We start from the raw sequence: 19,329 nt of genomic DNA, 5'->3' as shown, positions 1-19,329 counted from the left end.
GTCCTCACGGCCTTCGCTGCTCGGGGTGGATAATAACCAGCGGGGTCTCGCCCAGCCGCTCCCGCCCGCCCAGGCCGGGAACCTCGAGCACCACGGCGTGGCCCGCCACGCGGGCGCCCACGCGCCGGAGCAGTAAGGCCGCCGCCGCGAGCGTGCCGCCCGTGGCCAGGACGTCGTCAATCAGCACCACCCGGCGCCCGGCGAGGTCCATGCCCTCGGCCGGGATCTCCAGGCAGGAGGTGCCATATTCCAGGGAGTATTCCTCGCTGACCACCGGCGGCGGGAGCTTGCCCTTCTTCCTGATCGCCACCACGCCCAGGCCCAGCTCGTAGGCCACCGCCGAGCCGAGGAGGAAGCCTCGGGCGTCGAGCCCGCCGATGAGTTCCGCGCCGAGCTCCCTGGCCGCCTGCGCGAGCGCCGCGACGATCTCGTGGAAGGCACGCGCGTCCGCGAGCGCCGGGGTGAGGTCCTGAAAGAGCACGCCGGGCTCGGGGAAGTCCTCGACGTAGCGCATGGTGCGCTCCAGCGCCGCCACGGCCTGGGGAAAGTGCGTTGTTCCCACCGTATTAATCCTCACTCGTTTGCCAACGGTCCATGTTCCAACCGATGCCGGCCAGCCCGGTGTACACGTTTACGTTACTCACCTGCGGGTCCACCGCGAACGAGCGGGGCTGCGCGGCCAGGGGCACGGCGGTGACCTCGTCCCAGAGCTGCTCCTCCGCACCGCGCAGCGCGGGCGTCTCCGTGTTCTCCAGCTCCATCGCGCCGTACTCGGCGGCCGGGTCCACCGCCCGCAGCACGGCGTCCATCGTGTCCATGCCCGGGGCGGCGATGCCCGCAAGGGTGGCCATGTCTCCCCCCTCGGCGGAGGCGTCCACCACGGTGATCCCGGCGGGCTCACAGGAGGCCCGCACGGCCTCCACCATCTCCGCCTTGCGCTGGTCCGGCCCCATGTACCCGATGCGCACGGTGCTGCCGCGCAGCGCCTCCGCGATGCCCACGTCCACGCCCAGGTGCGGGTCCGCGATGTCCGCGAGCTGGTGGCGCATCGGGTCCGTGGCGCTGACCACGTGCGCCGCCGTGGGCGCCACCTCCACGCCGCTCACGCTCGAGGAGGCCTGCGCCACCGCCGCCTGATCCACGCAGGCGGCGAACTGCCCACGGGCCTCCTTGGTGGCAAAGACGCCGTCGCTGCCCAGGACCAGGGTGTCCGTGAGCGCGCCCGGCTCGGAGTAGAGGTCGTAGGGGCGATCCCGCTCCGCCGACTTGATCCAGCGCTTGTTGCCGCCGCTGACGTCCGCCACGGCGATCCTCGTGGCGGTGCTCAGCCGCTCCCCGTCCACGCTGCCCGGCCACACCGTGAGGCGCTCCAGGGCGGCGGCGTCCCCGTAGTAGGAGTCGTTGCGGGCCAGCACCACCTCACCCTTGTCCCCCACCTTCTCGATGCGGTACGGCCCCGCCGAGACCTGCAGCTCGGGGTCGAAGGCGTCGAGGTTATACCCCTCGCGCCACACCCGCGCCAGGTCCGCGAGCGCCGGACGATCGTTGCTCACCAGCGCGCTGGTGAGCTGCTGCTGCGACATCCCCGCCTTGCGCGCGATGGAATGGGCGGGCAGCACCTCGCCCGGGCCGAAGAGGCTGCGCCACCGGCCGCCCATCTTCTTTTCAAAGACCACGGTGAAGGTCTTGGCCCCCGGGGTGCAGTCCAGGCTCTGCACCTGCTCCATCAGGGGCAGGTAGGAGCCGAAAAGCTCCGCCATGTCCCCCGCCTTGTAGGCGAGGAGGAAGTCCGTGCAGGTGATCTCCACCCCGTCGGAGAACCGGGCGTCCTCCGCGATGGAGTACACCACCTGGCGGTTCTCCCCCGGCAGGACCTGCGCGGTGGCCAGGTCGGTGTTGGGGATCATCTGCCCCGCGGGTCCCGGGGTGTACACCCCGGGGTACACGCGCGCGGACAGCGCCTGCGCGTTGCTGGACGCCCCCAGGGTGGTTCCCGCGTTCGAGGTCAGCAGCGGACCGCTGAGCAGGTAGGCGGGGTAGTCGGTGGTGGCGGCCTGGGGAACGTCCTCCTCCTGCTGCGTCCCGCAGGCGGCCACCGCCCACGCCATCGTTGCCGCCGTCACGCCGCCCACGACGCGCAGCGCCGCCCGCCTGAATCTGCGCATGTCTCCGCCCTCTGCTTTCTCCGCTTCCCGCGCGCCCCGCCCCGAGCACAAGCGCCCGGGCCCGGACGGGATACGCCGGTCGCGTGCTGGCGCGCGACCGGCGTGGTGGTGATCTAGGTCAGGATTATAGCGATGCAACCTGGTGGCACGGCACCAAGGGGGCCTAGGCCTGCGGCCTCCACGTCACGCTCCGGCCCTCCGGCTCCGCGCCCGCCTCGGCGTGCGGCGAGCGCACCACGCGGGCCCCGCGCGCCGCCGGCTCCTCGGAATCCTTAGGCCCCGCGCCGACGGGGGTGGCGGCCACGGCGGCGACCTCGCCGCTCCTGCCCTCCCGGTAGCGGGCCACCTCCTCGTTGTGGCGGCGCACCTGCCTGGTGCGGTTGGCGATGCTCACCAGGATCGGGGTGGCCAGGAAGATAGACGAGAACACGCCCTCGACCACGCCGATGAGCTGGATCAGCGCGAGATCCTTCAGGTCGCCCACGCCGAGCTTCCATACCGCGATCACCATGAGGGCCACGATGGGCAGCGCGGAGATCACCGAGGTGGAGATGGAGCGCATGACCGTCTGGTTCACCGCGGCGTTGGCCGCCTCCCCGTAGGTCTGGGTGCGCGAGCCCATGATCCCGGCGGTGTTCTCCCGGACCTTGTCAAACACGATCACCGTGTCATAGATGGAGAAGGAGAGCACCGTGAGCAGGCCGATGATGGCGGCGGGCGACACCTCGAAGCCGAACAGGGCGTAGATGCCCGCGATCACCACGGCGTCCACCAGCAGGGCGATCATCGCCGCGGCGGCCATCTCGCGCTTGAGGCGCACTGCGATGTACACGAAGGCCAGCACCAGGAACACGATCATGGAGACGATCATGCGCTTGGTGATGGTGGAGCCCCAGGACTCGGACACCGTGGACTCTCCCACCGCGTCCGGCGAGGGCGTGCCCGTGGCATCCTTGGGCTGGTAGGCCTCGAAGATCGCCATGCGCGCCCGCTGAATCTGATCCTCCCCCAGCAGCTCGGAGCTGATCTCCAGGGTGGCGGAGGAGCCGGAGCCCACCACCTGCGTGAGCTCCGGGGTCACCCCGGTGGCCTCCTCGAAGGTCTGGGCCACCTCCTCGGTGCTCAGGTCCGCGGCGGGCATGCTCATCTTGGTGCCGCCCTCGAAGTCGATGCTCATGTCGAAGCCGCGCACGCCCACGGCCACCACGCTTAGGGCCACCAGGGCCGCGGCGATCCAGTACCACAGGCGGGAGCGGCTGATGAAGTCCACGCCGCCCTCGCCGGTGTAGAGACGGTCAAAGAAGTTCATCGTGGGGTTCTGCACTGGGGTGGTGCTCATCGTTCCTCCTCCGTCGTGACCGCCGCCGCGGCGGCCTTGTTGCGCTGCTGCCCCAGGGCCAGGACCTTGCCCATTCCGTTGACGGCGGGCTTGGACCAGAAGGGTCGGCGCGCCGCCAGGTGCATGAGGGGGGCGGTGATCAGGAAGGTGACGAGCAGGTCGAACACCGTGGTCATGCCGAGGGTAAAGGCAAAGCCCTTGACCTCGCCCACGGCCAGGAAGTAGATGACCACCGACCCGATGAGCGTCACCATGTTACCCGTGATGACCGTGCGCTTGGCGCGGTCCCAGCCCCGGTGCGTGGCGGAGCGGAAGGTGTGGCCCTCGCGCACCTCGTCCTTGATGCGCTCGTAGATCACCACGAAGGAATCGGCGGTGGCGCCCAGGCCGATGATGAGGCCCGCGATGCCGGAGAGATCCAGGGAGTAGTCCACCCAGCGGCCCAGGAGCACCAGGGAGCCGTAGACGATGATCCCGGAGCACAGCAGCGTGAACAGGGAGATCAGCCCATAGAGGCGGTAGTAGGCGAACACGAAGAGGGCGATGGCGGCGATACCCACCACGCCCGCGATCAGCCCGGCCCGCAGCGAGGCCTCGCCAAGCGAGGCGGGGATGGTCTCCGTGGTGCCGCCGGACTCGCCGTTTTCCCCCGCGAAGGAGAGCGGCAGCGCGCCGTAGCGCAGGTTGTTGGCCAGGGTCTGGGCCTGCTCCTGGGTGAAGTTGCCCGTGATGGAGGTGCCCTCGCCCACCGGGGTGGGCGACTGGATCACCGGCGCGGAGATCACCTGGGAGTCCAGGGTGATGGCCACCTGCTTCTTCTCATACTCCCTGGTGAGCTTGGCCCAGGTCTCCGAGCCACCGCCGGTGGCAAAGGCGAAGTTGATCACCATCTGCCCCTGCTGAGGGTCGTACCCGCCAAAGATCTGCTTGCTGGTGTCGATCTGCGCGCCGGACAGCCGGGTGCCGTCCGCCCCGGCCTGCACCTCCAGCACGGGGGCGGGGTCCAGCAGGATCACCCCGGCGGGACCCGCCGCGCTGGGATCGCACGTCACCAGCGGCTTGGCCGGATCGTCCGTGCCCTGCAGGGGGTCGATGGAGCCATCGCAGGTCAGCAGGGTGCTCGCCGCGAGCTGCGTGGTGGGGTCCTCGGACTGCCGATCCTTGCGCAGCATCTCCGTGAGCTCCTGGCGACGCTCGGTGGCCTCGATGGAGTTGGCGGGCTCCGGCAGCGCGGTGGCGGTGATCTCGGGGGCCTTGGTCTCCTCCTGTCCCTCGGGGAGGGAGGAGTTCACGCCCTCCACCATCTTGTCCACCGCCGCGGTGGCCTCCTCCTTGCTCAGCACGCCGTACTTCACCCACCGGTTGGCCATGTCCTGCACCACGTCCGGGTACGCGGCCAGGTCGGGGGTGCCCCCCTGCGCCACCGGGCGGAAGAGCAGCTTGGAGGTCTGGCCCAGCGCGCGGGCCTGGGAGGTATCCTCACCCGGCACCGTAATCACCAGGGTGTTGCCGTCCGTGACCACGGAAGCTCCGGTCACCCCCATGCCGTTGACGCGGTTCTCCATAATCGTGCGGGCCTGGGCGAGCTGATCCTGGGTGGGCTCCGCGCCCTGCGGCACGAGCGTCACGCGGGTGCCTCCCTGAAGATCGATGCCCAACTTAGGGGTGGCGTGGCGATCCCCGGTAAAGAAGATCAGGGCGTACACCACGAGGACGATGAGGAGGAATCCCCCCATCGCCTTCTGCGGCCAGGTGCGCCTGGCCCTCTGCGAAGCCCGTGTTCTGGGTGCTGACACTACGTATTCTCCTCGTTCGCTCGCGTCATCGGCGCGCAGACAGACGGTTCTCGATGCACTTCAAGGAAGTCCAAGCCAACATGGTACGGCATAGAGGCTCGGAAACGGCAGCGACCTAGTGGTTCTCCGGGTGGTCTTGCTCTCCCCGCTCCCCCGCGGCGGCAGCCCGGCCCTCGGCGTCCAGGTTGCGCACCACGGCCATGAGTTCCCAGGTGGTGACCACGCCGGGGGCGATCTCCAGCTCCACGGCGTCCCCCTCCACGCGCACCACCGTCCCGTGCATTCCGGAGGCCGTGACCACGCGGGTCCCCGAGGTCAGGGCGCGCTGCGTGTCCAGGATCTCCTGCTGGCGCCGCCGCTGCTTGCGCAGCAGCAGGATCTGCGGGATGAGAAAGACGACGAGCAGGCCCAAGATGACGATGAGTTCCATGCCCCTTACTATCCCATAACCGGCGGCGTGGACATACCGATAGTGCCCTCGGGGGGCTCGAGCCCGAGGTGGCGCCAGGCCCGGGCGGTGGCCACGCGCCCGCGCCCGGTGCGCGCGACGAGCCCGGCCCGCACCAGGTACGGCTCGCACACCTCCTCCACGGTGGCGGGCTCCTCCCCCACCGCGATGGCCAGGGTGCTCACGCCCACCGGCCCCCCGCCGTGGCCGCGCACCAGGGCGCCGAGCACCGCGCGGTCCAGGCGATCCAGGCCCAGCTCGTCCACGTCGAAGATCTCCAGGGCGCCCCGGGCGGCGGCGAGGTCCACGTAGCCGTCCGCGTTGACCTCCGCGAAGTCCCGCACCCTGCGCAGCAGCCTGTTGGCGATGCGCGGGGTGCCCCGGGAGCGCGAGGCGATCTCCGTGGCGGCGTCCGCGTCCACCCGCACGTCGAGGATCTGCGCGGCGCGCTCGACCACCCTGGTGAGGTCCGCGACGTCGTAGAACTCCATCTGCGCGGTGAAGCCGAAGCGATCCCGCAGCGGCCCGGTGAGCATGCCCGACCTCGTGGTGGCCCCCACCAGGGTGAAGGGGGGAATGTCCAGCGGGATCGACGTGGCGCCGGGCCCCTTGCCCACGATGACGTCGATGCGGAAGTCCTCCATCGCCATGTACAGCATCTCCTCCGCCGGGCGGGCGATGCGGTGGATCTCGTCGATGAACAGGACGTCCCCCTCCATCAGGTTCGAGAGCATGGCCGCCAGGTCCCCGGCCCGCTCCAGGGCGGGCCCGGAGGTCATGCGCAGGGAGGTGCCCAGCTCCTGGGCCACGATCATGGCCATCGTGGTCTTGCCCAGGCCGGGCGGCCCGGAGAGCAGCACGTGATCCGGCACCACGCCTCGGTTCTTGGCGCCGCGCAGCACCAGGGACAACTGGTTGCGCACCTTCTGCTGCCCGATGAACTCCCCGAGGGACTTGGGCCGCAGGTTCTTCTCGATGTCCTGCTCCCCGGCGTTCAGGCGCGGGTTGACCTCCTGGGAGGGCTTGGGGGGCTGCACCTGGAACTCCGTGCGCTCGATGTCGGACATCCCCGGCTACTTCTTTCTTCCCAGATGCGCCAGCGCCGCGCGCAGCGCCTCGGCGGTGCCCAGGCCCGGCTGCTGCGCCGTCACGTGCTCCACGGCGGGCCGCGCCTGCTTCTCGGTAAAGCCCAGGCCCACCAGGGCCTCCACCACCTGATCCCCGGTGGCGTCCGGAAGCGCGATCTGCGCCGGGGCCTGCGCCTGCTCGGGGGCGCCTGAGCCCGCGAACTGCGCCACCTTCTCCTTCAGCTCCACCACCATGCGCTCGGCCATGCGCTTGCCCACGCCGGGGATCTTCTGCAGCCGCTTTGTGTCCCCGCCCGCGATGGCCTGGGCCAGCTCCGCCGGGTCGAGCACGGACTCCGCCGCCAGGGCCAGGCGCGGCCCCAGGCCGGACACTCCCTGCAGCGTGCCGAACATCTCGCGGCTCGCGGCGTCGGCAAAGCCGTACAGCACCATCGCGTCCTCCCGCACCACCAGGGTGGTCAGCACCGTGGCCTCCTCCCCCCGTGCCAGCGTGGCCAAGGTGGCGGGCGTGGCGTGGAAGTAGTACCCCACCCCCGCGCACTCGATCACGGCACCGCCGAGCTCCACGCTCAGCACGGTGCCCCGCAACGAAGCAATCAACGCAGTCCTCCTTGGGATAGGGCGGGCGCCAGCCTGGCGCGTTCCAGCAGCGGCGCCCGCCAGCAGTGGCACACCGCGAGCGCCAGGGCGTCGGCGGCGTCGGCGGGCTTGGGCGGCTCCCCGAGCCCGAGTATGCGGGTAATCATGGCGGTCATCTGCCGCTTATCCGCGCGGCCGTTGCCGGAGACCGCCTTTTTCACCTCGCTGGGGGTGTACATGTGTACCGGAATGCCGCGCTCGGCGGCGGCCAGCACGAGCACCCCCACGGCGTGCGCGGTGTGCATGACGGTGGAGACGTTGCCGCGCTCGAACACGCGCTCGACGGCCACCACGTCCGGGCGATACTCCTCCATCCACTCCCGCACCGCGCGGGAGAGCCGCAGCAGCCGCTCGGACAGCTCCGCCCCGGAGGGGGTGCGCACCACGCCCACGGCGATCGGCAGGACGGCGCGCCCCCGGCCCGCCTCCACCATGGAAAGGCCGCAGCGGGTGAGCCCGGGGTCGATCCCCATCACCCGCATTCCCTCTAGGTTCACTCCGTCCTCCTCGGCCCCGGCTCACGGCCGCGCGACGCTCGCGCGGACCGGCCTCGGGGCCATCGCCCCTCTATTTTTAGCACACAATTGCGAAACGCGCCCCGTCCCGCCGAGTATCCTCCGGCCGAGCGGGGCGCGTCGGAAGCGCGCCGAGGACGACGCCGCCAGGGGCTAGCCAGGGGCTAGCCAGGGGCTACGCCTCCAGCGCCGCCAGCACCTCCGGGGAGAGGCTCATGTTCGTGTACACGTTCTGCACGTCGTCGGAATCCTCCAGGGCGTCGATGAGCCGGAAGATCTTCTTGGCGTCGTCCGCCTCCAGGGGCACCTCCAGGTCGGCGCGGAAGTCCTGCTCGGCGTCCTCCACCGCGATCTCGGACTCCACCAGGGCCTCCTTGACCGCCTTCATGTCCTCCGGCGCGCTGACCACCTCGAAGAACTCGCCCACGGTGTTGACCTCCTCCGCGCCGGCGTCCAGCACGGCCATGAGCACGTCGTCCTCGCTCAGCTCGCCCTTGGTCACCTGCACCACGCCCTTGCGGTTGAACATGTAGGACACCGCGCCGGAGTCCGCCATGTTGCCGCCGTTCTTGGTCATCGCCGTGCGCACCTCGGTGGCCGCGCGGTTACGGTTATCGGTGAGGCACTCGATGAGGATGGCCACGCCGTTGGGGCCGTAGCCCTCGTACATGATGGTCTGCCAGTCCGCGCCGCCGGCCTCTTCCCCGGAGCCGCGCTTGCGGGCGCGCTCGATGTTGTCGTTGGGCACCGAGGCCTTCTTGGCCTTCTTAATCATGTCGTCCAGCGTGGGGTTGGCCGCCGGATCGCCGCCGCCGGTGCGGGCCGCTACCTCGATGTTCTTGATGAGCTTGGCAAACTCCTTGCCGCGCTTGGCGTCATTGGCGGCCTTCTTGTGCTTGGTGGTTGCCCATTTAGAGTGTCCTGACATCTCGCGGGTCCTTTCTGGCCGCACCGCCACGGGCCTGCGACCCGCCCGCGGCTCGAGCGGGGAGGCATCCGTGGCGGAAAACTAACGGCATCTCCGGGTACGGTTTTCCAGCTCGCTCGATTATACGCACCCACGCGCCACGCCCACGAGCACTCCCCTTGCTATTGCTCCTTAAGGGTGCGGGTCAGGCCCTCCTGCGCCACGGTGGCCACCAGGGTCCCGTCCTGGGCGTAGATCCTCCCGGTGCACAGCGCGCGCCCCTCGCTCGCGCTCGGGGAGACCTGATCGTAGAGCAGCCACTGATCCACCCGGGCGGGGCGGTGGAACCACACCGCGTGATCCAGGCTGGCCATCTGCACCGGGTGCCCCCTGTGCGGGGCCATGGCCCCGTACAGGATCGTCATGTCGGACATGTAGGACAGCGCCAGGGTGTGAAAGACCGGGTCGTCCGGCAGCCTCCGGCTGGCCCTGAACCACAGGCGCTGATGCCCGTAGCCGCCCTCCGCGTGGTTCTCCACCATGCGGAACTCCCAGTCCTCCCACTCGCTAAAGAGCAGGAGGTTCTTCTGCGGCAGGTACTCGCGCCCGTCGCTTAGCCCCTCGGGCGGGGGCACCTGCGGCATGGGCACGCTGTGCTTAGGGCCGGGATCGCCGGGGCGGCGAAAACTGACGTTGCCCACAAAGAGCGTGGCCTCCCCCTGCGCGGCCCGCACCGAGAAGTTGCTGTAGCTGCGCCCCCGGCGCACCGGCATCGCCTCCACGGTCATGCCCCGGGCGGCGTCGCCCCCGGAGACGAAGTACCCGTGCAGGGAATCCACCACCTTATCCTCCCCGAGGTCCGCCGCCGCAGCCACGGCGGCCGCGAGGCTCTGCCCCACCACCTGCCCGCCAAAGGTGCGCTTTTGCCGCGTGCCGGCCGCGATCCCCTCCCAGGTCTGGCCGCCGAGGGGGGCGACGGACAGGATCCTTTCCACGCTCTCCATGTAGTGCTCCTCATCTCTTTTTTCACTACACCGTAGCGCGTTTCACTCCCCCGGGAAAGACACGCACGCCCCTCCCACGCACGCGCCCGCGCCGGGGCCTACGCGCCCTCGGGTCGCTCCTCCGGGTTGGCCCGGTTCTCCCGGCCCTCCCGCGCGGACGGCAGCTCGAAGTACACCGGCAGCGGGGCCGTTCCCCCCAGGCGCAGCACCCGCACCGCCGGGCGGGTGCGCAGGGCGCGGGTGTCCGTCACCGCGTCGTTGTAAAAGCGCCGGGCCAGCTCCACCCGGGTGGAGGCGTCCACCACCTGGCGCGGCACCGCCCTTCCGGCGAGGATGGCCTCGAGCCTCTCCTCAGCCCGCGCCCGGCGATCCAGGGCGTGCACCGGGTAGTCCATCGCCAGGATGGCGCGCGCGGCGGCCTCGGCCTCCGGCACCAGGGCCTCCGCCAGGCTGGCCCGGCGATCCAGGCTGGCCTGGAGGCTCTGCAGCGCGGAATCGGTGCGGATGTGCAGGCGGTTGAGGCGCTGCGCCGTGAAGTACGCCCACGCCACCACCAGCGTCGCGATCACCGCCAGGGCTATCCACCACCCCATCAGCGCACCCCCACGGTCGTGCCGTCCGCCACCGTCTCGTACACCGCGAAGATGTCGCTGGCCACGGTGGACCAGTCGTAGCGGTGCGCGCGCGCCAGGCCCGCCTCCACCAGCCGGGCGCGCCGATCCGGATCCCGCAGCAGCGCGTCGAGCTTGGCGCGCAGGTCCTCGGCGGAGCCGTTGCGGAACAGCAACCCCGCGGGCTTCCTGCCGCCCGCGTCGCACACCGCCTCGAAGGCCTCCAGGTCACTGGCCACCACCGCGCACCCCGCGGACATGGCCTCCACCAGAACGATGCCGAAGCTCTCGCCGCCGGTGTTGGGCGCCACGTAGATGTCCGCCCGGCCGAGGATCCTCGCCTTTTCCTCGTCGCTGACCCGGCCCACGAAGTCCACGCCCGGCACCGCGCGGGGCTTGCCGCCGCCGATGACCGTCACGCGCACCCGGTGGGGCAGGCCGTCGAGGGCGCGCAGCAGGATGTCCAGCCCCTTGCGCGGCTCGTCGATCCGGCCCAGGAACACGATCTCCGGTATGCGCTCGCCCGCCCCGGGGGCCTCCGGGGGCCTCCGGTTCCGGCGATAGGCCTCCGTGTCCACCCCGTTGGGGATGAGCACCGGGTCCCCGCCCAACTGCTCCACCTGCCAGCGCCGGGCCATCTCGGAGACCGCGATCCCACCGCGGATCTTCTCCAGGTACGGCCGCAGCAGCGGCAAAAAGAGCTTCAGCAGCCGGGATCCCGAGGCGGAGGCGTGGTAGGTGGCCACCAACGGGCCGGTGGCGTAGAACATGGCCGCCATGGAGTAGCTGGGCGAGTTGGGCTCGTGGATGTGCACCACGTCGAAGTTCCCCTCGCGGATGAAGGCGCGGATGTTGCGCACCACCTGCGGCCCGAAGGCGAGCCGGGCCACGGAGCCGTTATAGGGGATGGGGATCGCGCCGCCCCCGCGCATCACGTAATCCGGCACGTCCGCGCCGCCGGTGGCCGGCCCCAGCACCCGCACCTCGTGGCCGCGCTCGCCCAGCACCCTGGCGAGGTCGAGGATGTGGGCCTGGACGCCGCCGGGCTCGTCGAAGGAATAGGGGCACACGATGCCAACGCGCATATGCTCAGGCTCCCTCCTCGGCGCGGCGCCGCTCCCGCAGGCGGGCGTCGCTCGGCCACAGCGGTTGGAGCATGTGCCAGTCCTCCGGGTGCTCCCGGATGTTGCGCTCGAAGATCTCCGCGACCCGCTGCATGGTGGCGCCGGTCTCCCCCACCTCCAGCTCCTCGGAGATGGAAAAGCCCCAGCCGTCCTTGCCCTCGAACCAGCAGTGCACCGCGTGCAGGGCGGCGCCGGTGTGCCGGGCCAGCTCCACCGCGCCCACGGGCATGGTGGTGGGCTCCCCGAAGAACTCCACCTCCACCCCCTTGTTCTTGATGTCGCGCTCGCTGAGCAGGCACACCAGCTTGCCGCGCTCCAGCTCCCGCCGAAGCTCCGGGAAGGGCGGGCGCCCGCCGGAGAGCGGGAAGATGTCAAAGCCCAGTAACCTGCGGTAGCCCACGAAGGCCTCAAACACCTCCTCCGGGCGCAGGCGCTCGGCCACCGAGACCACGGAGCCAAAGGCATCCACCGCGTACACCCCCGCCATGTCCCAGTTGCCCGAGTGGGTCAGGGCCAGCACCGCCCCCCTGCCCCTGGCCATCGAGGCCGCAAGGTGCTCCTCTCCCCGCACGCTGCGGCGCAGGCGCGGCGCCAGGCGGGGATCCCGCGCCTGCGTGGGCAGCCGAAAGGCCTCCAGCCAGTACCGGGCGTAGGAGCGGGTGGCGTCGCGCACCAGCCTCCTGGTGACGTTTTCCGGCCCCACCACGCGCGCCAGGTTGCGGCGTAGCTGCTCCATCCCGCGCCCGTTGTCGCTGGCGATGTCCGCCCCGCGCTCGAAGATCCACGCGCCCCACGAGGCGGGCAGCAGACGCACCAGGCGCCACCCCGCCAGGTAGCCCACCGTGCTGAGATCTCGACGATCCCGATGCCCCATGCGACGCCCTTTCCTCGTGAACCCTTGCAACACCTGCGCGCTAGCCCCGCGGTCCCGCACCGCCCGCGCGCCGGGCGGCCTCCTTGGAGCCCGCCGGGGGCGCGGAGAGCTCCCCGGCGAGCGGGGAACGCGAGGCGATGCGCAGGCGCTGCACCACCGTGAACACCGACCCTACCGCCAGGACCCACAGCGCGATGTCCACCGCATAGGGCACGCCCATGCCGTGCAGACCGATGCCGCCCAGCCCGATGATGAGCCGCTCCGGGCGCTCGATGAGCCCGCCGACCATCCTAAAGCCGCTGGCCTCCCCCCTGGCCTTCACGTACGAGATCACCTGGGAGCACACCAGGACCACCAGCGAGGCCGCCACGAGGGCCTTGGGGGCCTGGTAGGTGTACACCAGCCACCAGGTGATGGAGGCGAAGAGCACGCCGTCGGTGATCCGATCGCACGTGGCGTCCAGCGTGGCGCCGTACTTGGTGCCGCCGCCGCGCAGCCGCGCCATGGTGCCGTCGATCATGTCCGTGGCGGCAAAGAGCCCGGAGAGCGCCGCCGCCCACACCAGGTGCCCGCTGGGGATGAGCACTGCCGCCACGGCCATGGTGAGCGCCGCCCCGGCCACCGTCACGGCGTTGGGGGAAAGTCCGGTTCTCAGCAGGGCCGAGGCCACCGGCTCCACCACCACGGCCGCCGGGCGCCTGCCGTAGACGCTAAGCATCCTGATCCTCCTGCGTCGTCTCCGCGACCACCTGGGCCCACCCCTGGGCCAGCAGCGCGCGAGTGTCCCGCAGCGTCTGCGGGAGCACCTTGGTGCCCGCCAGCACGGTCATAAAGTTGGCGTCCCCGGACCACCTCGGCACCACGTGCATGTGCAGGTGATCGCGCACCGAGCCGCCGGAGCCGTGCCCGAGGTTGAGGCCCACGTTGATGCCCTGCGGGCGCGAGACCTTCTTCAGCGTGCGCACGGCGCGCTGGGCAAAGAGCATCAGCTCCGCGCTCTCCTCCGCGCTGAGCTGCTCCAGCTCCGCCACCTTGCGGTAGGGCACCACCATCATGTGCCCGGCGTTGTAGGGAAACAGGTTCAAAAGGCAGTACACGCGCGCGCCGCGCGCCACGATGAGGGCCTCCTCGTCGCCGCGGCGCGGGGCCTCCACGAAGGGATCCTCGGAGGACACCGCGGCGGCCACGTAGTTCATGCGGTAGGGCGCCCACAGCCTTTGCAGGCCGTCCGGCTGCCCCACCCCGGCGTCGGCCCAGGTCTGTTCGTTTCCCTTAGCGTCGCTCGGCAAGGCGAGCCTCATTCGGTTGATCGTTGATGCGATCCCCCACCCACGCCGCGATGAGGTCCACCGCCTCATCCACCGGCACGCCGTTGATCTGGGTGCCGTCGAGGAAGCGGAAGCTCACCGCGCCCGCCTCCACGTCGCGGCCGCCCGCCAGCAGCATGAAGGGGATCTTCCCGGTGGTGTGGTTGCGGATCTTCTTTTGCATGCGATCGTCCGAGGCGTCCACCTCCGCGCGGATGCCCCGGGCGCGCAGGGCGCTGGCGACCTCGTTAAGGTGCGGCACGAACTCGTCCGCCACCGGGATGCCCACCACCTGGCGCGGGGCCAGCCAGGCGGGAAAGGCGCCGGCGTAGTGCTCGAGCAGCACGCCGAAGAAGCGCTCGATGGAGCCGAACAGCGCGCGGTGAATCATGATCGGGCGCTTCTTCGAGCCGTCCGGCGCGGTGTACTCCAGCTGGAACCGCTCCGGGAGGTTGAAGTCGAGCTGCACGGTGGACATCTGCCAGGTGCGCCCGATGGCGTCGCGCGCCTGCACCGAGATCTTCGGCCCGTAGAAGGCCGCCCCGGCGGGGTCGGGCACCAGTTCCAGGCCGGACTTGGTGGCCACGTCGCTCAGGATGGTGGTGGCCCGCTCCCAGACCTCGTCGTCCCCCACGTACTTGTTCGGGTCCTTGGTGGACAGCTCCAGGTAGAAGTCGTCCAGGCCATAGTCGCGCAGGAGGGAGATGATGAACTCCAGCACGTCGGTGAGCTCCTGCTCGAGCTGCTCCTCCGTGCAGTAGATGTGGGCGTCGTCCTGGGTAAAGCCACGGGCGCGGGTCAGGCCGTGCACCACGCCGGACTTCTCGTAGCGGTACACCGTGCCAAACTCGAAGAGCCGCAGCGGCAGCTCCCGGTAGGAGCGGCCCCGGGTGGCAAAGATCAGGTTGTGCATGGGGCAGTTCATGGGCTTGACGTAGTAGTCCTGCCCGGGCTTGGTCTCCTCGCCCTCGGCGTTGTGCTCGGCGTCGAGCTGCATGGGCGGGAACATGCCGTCGGAGTACCAGTCCAGGTGGCCCGACTTCTTAAACAGCTCCCCCTTGGTCACGTGGGGGGTGTTCACAAAGGAATACCCGGCCGCCAGGTGGCGCTGCCGCGAGTGCTCCTCCATGGCAAAGCGCACGATCCCGCCGTCCGGGTGGAACACGGGGAAGCCGGAGCCGATCTCATCCGGGAAGCTAAACAGGTCCAGCTCGGCCCCCAGGCGGCGGTGATCGCGCTTCTCGGCCTCCTCCAGCATGGTGCGGTACTCGTCCAGGGCCTCCTTAGACTCCCAGGCGGTGCCGTAGACGCGCTGCAGGCCCGCGTTGTTCTGATCCCCCCGCCAGTACGCAGCGGAGGTCCGCATGAGGGCAAAGGCCGGGATGTACTTGGTGGTGGGCACGTGCGGGCCACGGCACAGGTCGAACCACTCCACCTCGCCGGTGCGGGGGTTGACGTTGTCGTAGGCCGTCAGCTCGCCCGCGCCGACCTCCGCCGCCTCGTCGGAGTCCGGGTCCACGTTGCCCTTGTCCTCGATCAGCTCCAGCTTGTAGGGCTCGGCGGCCAGGGCCTCCCGCGCCTCGTCCTGGGAGGCCCACACGCGGCGCTCGAAGCGCTGCCCGGACTTGATGATCTTCTTCATCCGCTTTTCCAGCGTGCGCAGGTCCTCCGGGGTGAAGGGCTCCGCGGCGTCGAAGTCGTAGTAGAAGCCGTTCTCGATGGCCGGACCGATGCCGAGCTTAGTGCCGGGGAACTCAATCTGCACGGCCTGGGCGAGCACGTGGGCAGCGGAGTGGCGGATCACAAAGCGCCCCTCCTCGCTGCAGGCGGGAACCAGGGCGAACTCGGCGTCCTGCGCCGGGGCGTGGGAGAGATCCCGGAGGTTGCCCTGCCCGTCCTGCGCGCACACGATGGCCTCCGGCCCCTTCGTGGGCAGCCCCAGCTCCCGCATGGCCTTGCCCACCGGCACCCCGGCGGGAACAAGCAAGGTGGTCTTTTCCGCAGCGTTCACCATGATCCTTCTTCGCGCTCCTTCTTGCGCTCACGCGGGCGACGGCATACCGGGCCGCCCCCACTGCTTGTGCATCCGCCCCGTGCCTTCTTTATAAAACCGGGCGGTAATCGGTCAATAGCTTACCCCCCGGGGAAACAAAGCAGGCAAGGCAGGCCTCCTCCCCCGGCCCGGGGATCGCGCCGTGCCCTCGTCGCCTCCTCCCCCGGCCCAGTACCCCGTCAGTCCAGCAGCCCCGAGCCCCAGAAGCCCCCGCGCTCCCCGCCGGTGCCCGGCGGAACGAAGTACACGGCGGAGCCGATGTGCGTGATCCACTGGTTGAGCCGGTCCGCCTGGTCCAGACGCTCCTGGATGGGGGTGAACTGGCGCGTGGGGTCCTTCTGGAAGCAGATGAACACCTGGCCGGAGTGGGAAAGATCGTCCGCGCCCGGCTCCGGGGCCACGTCCCAGTTGTAGGGGCGGCGCAGGATGCGCTGCTCCGGATGATCCGCCGGGGGCGTGGCCCTGGCCATATGGCTGTGCGGGTCGATGGCCGGGAGCCCATAGGCGTCACGCGCGGAGAAGTCCGCCGGGGTGTGCTCCTCCCCGCCGGAAAGCGGCGCGCCGCTGCCCAGCGTGCGGCCCACCACCACCTCGCGCGAGGCCCGGTCGAGCTTCTCCCACTCGTCCATGTGCATCCGAATGCGGCGCACCACCATGGCGGTTCCGCCGCGCGCCCACGGCGGGCCGTCCTCGATCCACACGTGCTCGGACAGCTCCTCCTCGCCCCGGGGGTTGATGGTGCCATCCTTTTGCCCAAAGAGGTTGCGCTTGGTCTCCTCCCGCGCGGGCTCCGGCGCGGTGTTCGCGGAGACGAAGCCCTGCTGCAGCCACCGCACGGAGGCGTAGTCCGCCCCCGAGCGCACCATGTTGCGCATCGCGTGGGCCACGGTGAAGGGGTCCTCCGCGCAGATCTGCAGCACCAGGTCGGACTGGCCCCACCGCTCCTCGAGGCGATCCTGCGAGAACTCCGGTATCGGCGCCAGCCAGGCGGGGCGGCGATCCGCCAGGCCCGCGGCGTCGAACGCCCCCTCCCCCCAGCCGCAGGTGATGGTGAGCCGAGAGGGACGGGAGGTGAGTTCCGGTTCCAGGCTGCCGCGCGGGGTGCGCCCGGCGCACAGCTCCCGGGCGTCCTGCGTCCACAGCCGCATGAGCCGCCGCAGGCCCTGGCGGTCCACCCCCGGGTGCAGGGAAAAGGCCACCAGGTTCAGGTGTGCCTGCTCCGGGGTGGCGATGCCGGCCTGGTGGGGCCCATCGAACTCCACCGTGCTCGCGGCGCGGTCCGCCTGCTCCCGCCGGTCCTCCGGGTTCTCGTCGCGCGCGTCCGCCGCGCAGCCCGCCAGGGCGAGGCCACCGGCGGACAGGGAAAGCCCGGACAGAAAGCCCCTGCGGCTCACCGAACTCATCTCCCGCTCGCCTCCTTAGTGCTGGTGGTCCTCGTGGTCGCCGTGCTCATCGTGCTCGCCGTGATCCCCCTGCTCGCCCTGGTCCAGGTCGCCGTAGTTCTCGTCCCCTGCGCCGATGGTGCGCACCGGGATCGGGTCGAGGTCCACCTCGGAGCCGTCGGACAGGAGCAGCGTCACGGTCAGGTCGTCGCCCGCCGCCACGGGGTGCTCGTACCCCATCACCATCATGTGATCGCCGCCGGGCTTCAGCTCGTGCGAGTCGTGCGCCGGGATGGTGTACCCGCCCGTCTTTTCCCGCATCACGCCATCGACGACCTCGTGGAGCTGGTACTGCGCCTCCCCCAGGGAGGTGGTGAAGGACTCCACGGTGATGTCCTTGTCCGTGTCGTTGACCAGCGTGCCAAAGATACTGGTCATGTCGTTGTCCTCGCCCTTGGCGCGCACCACGGCGTTATCCAGGCGGATGCCGCTTTCCGACGCCGCCGAGGTGCCACTCTCCGAGGCGCTGGAGGCCGTGGGGGCCTGGGTTGCGGTGGAGTCCCCCTCGCTGTTGGAGCATCCGGCCAGGGTCACGCCTGCCACGAGGGCCAGCGCCCCGGCGGCGATCTTGAGGTTCTTCATCAGTGCTTCTCCTTTTAAGTCAATGAGAGTGTGGGGTCACAAACGACGATTCCTGGCCACGGCGAGCACCACCACCGCCGCTATGGCCAGCACCCCCAGCCCGCCGACGACCCACGCCAGCGGACCGGAGACCGGGGCGGAACCCTCATCCTGAGCGCCATCGGCGGCGTCCCCGTCCTTCTCGGCCTCCTGGCCCGCCGCCTGCCCGGCCACGCTAAACGTGGTCTTGCCACGGGTGGCGTGCCCGTCCGAGGAGGTGATCTGGAACCCCACCGTGTAGTCGCCGGGGCCGGGGTTAATGTCCTGGGGCACCTCCACGCTCACCTCCTGCCCCTCCAGCTTCGGCTCCTGGGAGAACAGGACCTCGCCGGAGGAGGTATTGGAGACGGCTACCGTGTTAAAGGTGTCCCGGGGGATGCCGGAGAAGGTCAGCACGATGTCGCGGGGAAACTCCTCCACGGTGCCGCCGTCCTCCGGCGTGGCCGCGATGACGCTATCGTGCGCCAGGGCCACCCCGGGGCTGATCAGCCCTCCGGCGATCCCCAACGAGAGCGCGATCGCGCCCCTGCGTGCGATTCGAGCCGCCACCCTGCACCTCCGCTTTCCTTGCCTTCTCATGACGGATGAGAGCAAGAATACCCGCGCCATGACGCCGCAAGGCATTCTCACCGTCCCGTAATGGAGGAGTCGTTCGCGGACCTCGATAAGTTCCGGGCGCGCGAGTGCCGTGCGTCACGGGGGTTGCGCCGCGCGCAAGAAAGGCCCCATCGCTTAGCGATGGGGCCTTAGTACCTATGGTGGTCCCAGCTGGGATCGAACCAGCGACCTTTCCGGTGTGAACGGAACGCTCTTCCACTGAGCCATGGGACCGTGTGCCTGCCGTGTGGCTTGCGAGAAATAAGTTAACACGCGGCCGTCCAACGTTCCTAATTTGCAGGTCAGGGCGCTTTTCTCCGCAAAGAAGCGTCGGTGCGCGCCCACCACGAGGCATCGACCGGCCCCGACGAGGCCCCAGAACGAACACGCCTTCCCTTCCCAGGGGACGCAGACGCAAGACGCACGACGTAAGGCACTCCCCCGGCCGCAGCGGCCCGCCTGCCCCGCCGCGCCGCCTCCCCACGAAGCTCGGCGGCGGGACCACCCGCACAATCACCGACCGAGCAGGCGATTTGTCTCCACACCCCGGGCAGGATAGAGTTTGTCAACGCACAACGGCGGAGCCTCACGGGTTCTCGTTGGTGCGATGCGGATGTAGCGCAGTTGGTAGCGCATCACCTTGCCAAGGTGAGGGTCGCGAGTTCGAGTCTCGTCATCCGCTCCGGGTATCCCCCTAATTACCTGCGCGTTTAGCTCAGCGGGAGAGCGCTTCCCTGACACGGAAGAGGTCACTGGTTCGATCCCAGTATCGCGCACAGAGGAGAAATCCTCGATGCGG

Annotated in this window: 19 protein-coding genes and 3 tRNA genes; 2 read left to right on the top strand and 20 right to left on the bottom strand. The window is 70.0% G+C overall.

Annotation, left to right across the window (positions count from 1 at the left end):
• Positions 1-4 precede the first annotated feature (4 nt).
• The 20 genes from B140_RS0107790 to B140_RS0107695 all read right to left on the bottom strand — a co-directional run bounded on the left by B140_RS0107790 (position 5) and on the right by B140_RS0107695 (position 18,764).
• Positions 5-571, bottom strand: a complete 567-nt coding sequence (locus B140_RS0107790; RefSeq protein ID WP_425304663.1) for an adenine phosphoribosyltransferase — start codon at positions 569-571, stop codon at positions 5-7.
• The gene (locus B140_RS0107785) at positions 567-2,165 is read right to left on the bottom strand and encodes an ABC transporter substrate-binding protein (RefSeq protein ID WP_018118795.1); all 1,599 of its coding nucleotides are present in this window, start codon (positions 2,163-2,165) and stop codon (positions 567-569) included. The genes B140_RS0107790 and B140_RS0107785 overlap by 5 nt, the downstream gene beginning before the upstream one ends.
• Before the next feature lie 163 nt (positions 2,166-2,328).
• Positions 2,329-3,504 (bottom strand): protein translocase subunit SecF, encoded by a 1,176-nt coding sequence (gene secF, locus B140_RS12270; RefSeq protein ID WP_018118794.1) that lies wholly within the window; start codon positions 3,502-3,504, stop codon positions 2,329-2,331.
• Positions 3,501-5,240 (bottom strand): protein translocase subunit SecD, encoded by a 1,740-nt coding sequence (gene secD, locus B140_RS12265; protein ID WP_018118793.1) that lies wholly within the window; start codon positions 5,238-5,240, stop codon positions 3,501-3,503. Before secD ends, secF begins: the two co-directional genes overlap by 4 nt.
• A 175-nt stretch (positions 5,241-5,415) precedes the next feature.
• Positions 5,416-5,730: a preprotein translocase subunit YajC gene (gene yajC, locus B140_RS0107770; RefSeq protein WP_018118792.1), complete on the bottom strand. Its 315-nt coding sequence runs from the start codon at positions 5,728-5,730 to the stop codon at positions 5,416-5,418.
• A gap of 8 nt (positions 5,731-5,738) precedes the next feature.
• A complete protein-coding gene (ruvB, locus tag B140_RS0107765; RefSeq protein ID WP_018118791.1) occupies positions 5,739-6,815 on the bottom strand; it encodes a Holliday junction branch migration DNA helicase RuvB in 1,077 nt (358 codons plus the stop codon).
• A 6-nt stretch (positions 6,816-6,821) separates the two neighbouring features.
• Positions 6,822-7,436 (bottom strand): Holliday junction branch migration protein RuvA, encoded by a 615-nt coding sequence (ruvA, locus tag B140_RS0107760; protein ID WP_026166137.1) that lies wholly within the window; start codon positions 7,434-7,436, stop codon positions 6,822-6,824.
• Positions 7,433-7,972, bottom strand: a complete 540-nt coding sequence (gene ruvC, locus B140_RS0107755; protein ID WP_026166136.1) for a crossover junction endodeoxyribonuclease RuvC — start codon at positions 7,970-7,972, stop codon at positions 7,433-7,435. The genes ruvA and ruvC overlap by 4 nt, the downstream gene beginning before the upstream one ends.
• A gap of 193 nt (positions 7,973-8,165) precedes the next feature.
• Positions 8,166-8,918 (bottom strand): YebC/PmpR family DNA-binding transcriptional regulator, encoded by a 753-nt coding sequence (locus tag B140_RS0107750; RefSeq protein ID WP_018118788.1) that lies wholly within the window; start codon positions 8,916-8,918, stop codon positions 8,166-8,168.
• Positions 8,919-9,079: 161 nt separating this feature from the next.
• Positions 9,080-9,901 carry an acyl-CoA thioesterase gene (locus tag B140_RS0107745; RefSeq protein WP_018118787.1) on the bottom strand — a complete coding sequence of 274 codons (822 nt, stop codon included), beginning with the start codon at positions 9,899-9,901 and terminating at the stop codon, positions 9,080-9,082.
• Between the two features lie 98 nt (positions 9,902-9,999).
• Positions 10,000-10,494 carry a LemA family protein gene (locus tag B140_RS12260; protein ID WP_018118786.1) on the bottom strand — a complete coding sequence of 165 codons (495 nt, stop codon included), beginning with the start codon at positions 10,492-10,494 and terminating at the stop codon, positions 10,000-10,002.
• Positions 10,494-11,597: a glycosyltransferase family 4 protein gene (locus tag B140_RS0107735; protein ID WP_018118785.1), complete on the bottom strand. Its 1,104-nt coding sequence runs from the start codon at positions 11,595-11,597 to the stop codon at positions 10,494-10,496. Before B140_RS0107735 ends, B140_RS12260 begins: the two co-directional genes overlap by 1 nt.
• A gap of 4 nt (positions 11,598-11,601) precedes the next feature.
• Complete coding sequence (locus B140_RS0107730; RefSeq protein ID WP_018118784.1) at positions 11,602-12,510, bottom strand: phosphatidylinositol mannoside acyltransferase; 909 nt, start codon at positions 12,508-12,510, stop codon at positions 11,602-11,604.
• Positions 12,511-12,550: 40 nt separating this feature from the next.
• A complete protein-coding gene (gene pgsA / locus B140_RS0107725) occupies positions 12,551-13,228 on the bottom strand; it encodes a phosphatidylinositol phosphate synthase (protein ID WP_018118783.1) in 678 nt (225 codons plus the stop codon).
• Positions 13,221-13,811 (bottom strand): HIT family protein, encoded by a 591-nt coding sequence (locus tag B140_RS0107720; protein WP_156801700.1) that lies wholly within the window; start codon positions 13,809-13,811, stop codon positions 13,221-13,223. The genes pgsA and B140_RS0107720 overlap by 8 nt, the downstream gene beginning before the upstream one ends.
• The gene (gene thrS, locus B140_RS0107715) at positions 13,783-15,831 is read right to left on the bottom strand and encodes a threonine--tRNA ligase (RefSeq protein ID WP_018118781.1); all 2,049 of its coding nucleotides are present in this window, start codon (positions 15,829-15,831) and stop codon (positions 13,783-13,785) included. The genes B140_RS0107720 and thrS overlap by 29 nt, the downstream gene beginning before the upstream one ends.
• Before the next feature lie 218 nt (positions 15,832-16,049).
• Positions 16,050-17,273, bottom strand: coding sequence for a Dyp-type peroxidase (locus B140_RS0107710; protein ID WP_018118780.1), 1,224 nt, complete (start codon positions 17,271-17,273; stop codon positions 16,050-16,052).
• Positions 17,274-17,288: 15 nt separating this feature from the next.
• Positions 17,289-17,894, bottom strand: coding sequence for a copper chaperone PCu(A)C (locus tag B140_RS0107705; RefSeq protein WP_018118779.1), 606 nt, complete (start codon positions 17,892-17,894; stop codon positions 17,289-17,291).
• Positions 17,895-17,930: 36 nt separating this feature from the next.
• Positions 17,931-18,482 (bottom strand): copper resistance CopC family protein, encoded by a 552-nt coding sequence (locus tag B140_RS0107700; RefSeq protein WP_018118778.1) that lies wholly within the window; start codon positions 18,480-18,482, stop codon positions 17,931-17,933.
• Positions 18,483-18,689: 207 nt separating this feature from the next.
• Positions 18,690-18,764, bottom strand: a tRNA-Val gene (locus tag B140_RS0107695).
• A gap of 375 nt (positions 18,765-19,139) precedes the next feature.
• On the opposite strand from B140_RS0107695, the gene B140_RS0107685 reads away from it, so the two are divergent.
• A tRNA-Gly gene (locus B140_RS0107685) sits at positions 19,140-19,212 on the top strand.
• A gap of 22 nt (positions 19,213-19,234) precedes the next feature.
• Positions 19,235-19,306: transfer RNA gene (locus tag B140_RS0107680), tRNA-Val, on the top strand.
• The last annotated feature ends 23 nt before the right edge of the window (positions 19,307-19,329 follow it).

This window comes from Corynebacterium mastitidis DSM 44356 (assembly GCF_000375365.1).
Classification (GTDB): domain Bacteria; phylum Actinomycetota; class Actinomycetes; order Mycobacteriales; family Mycobacteriaceae; genus Corynebacterium; species Corynebacterium mastitidis.
The sequence above is the reverse complement of the archived record's forward strand: the minus strand, read 5'-3'. Positions and strand labels throughout refer to the sequence as shown.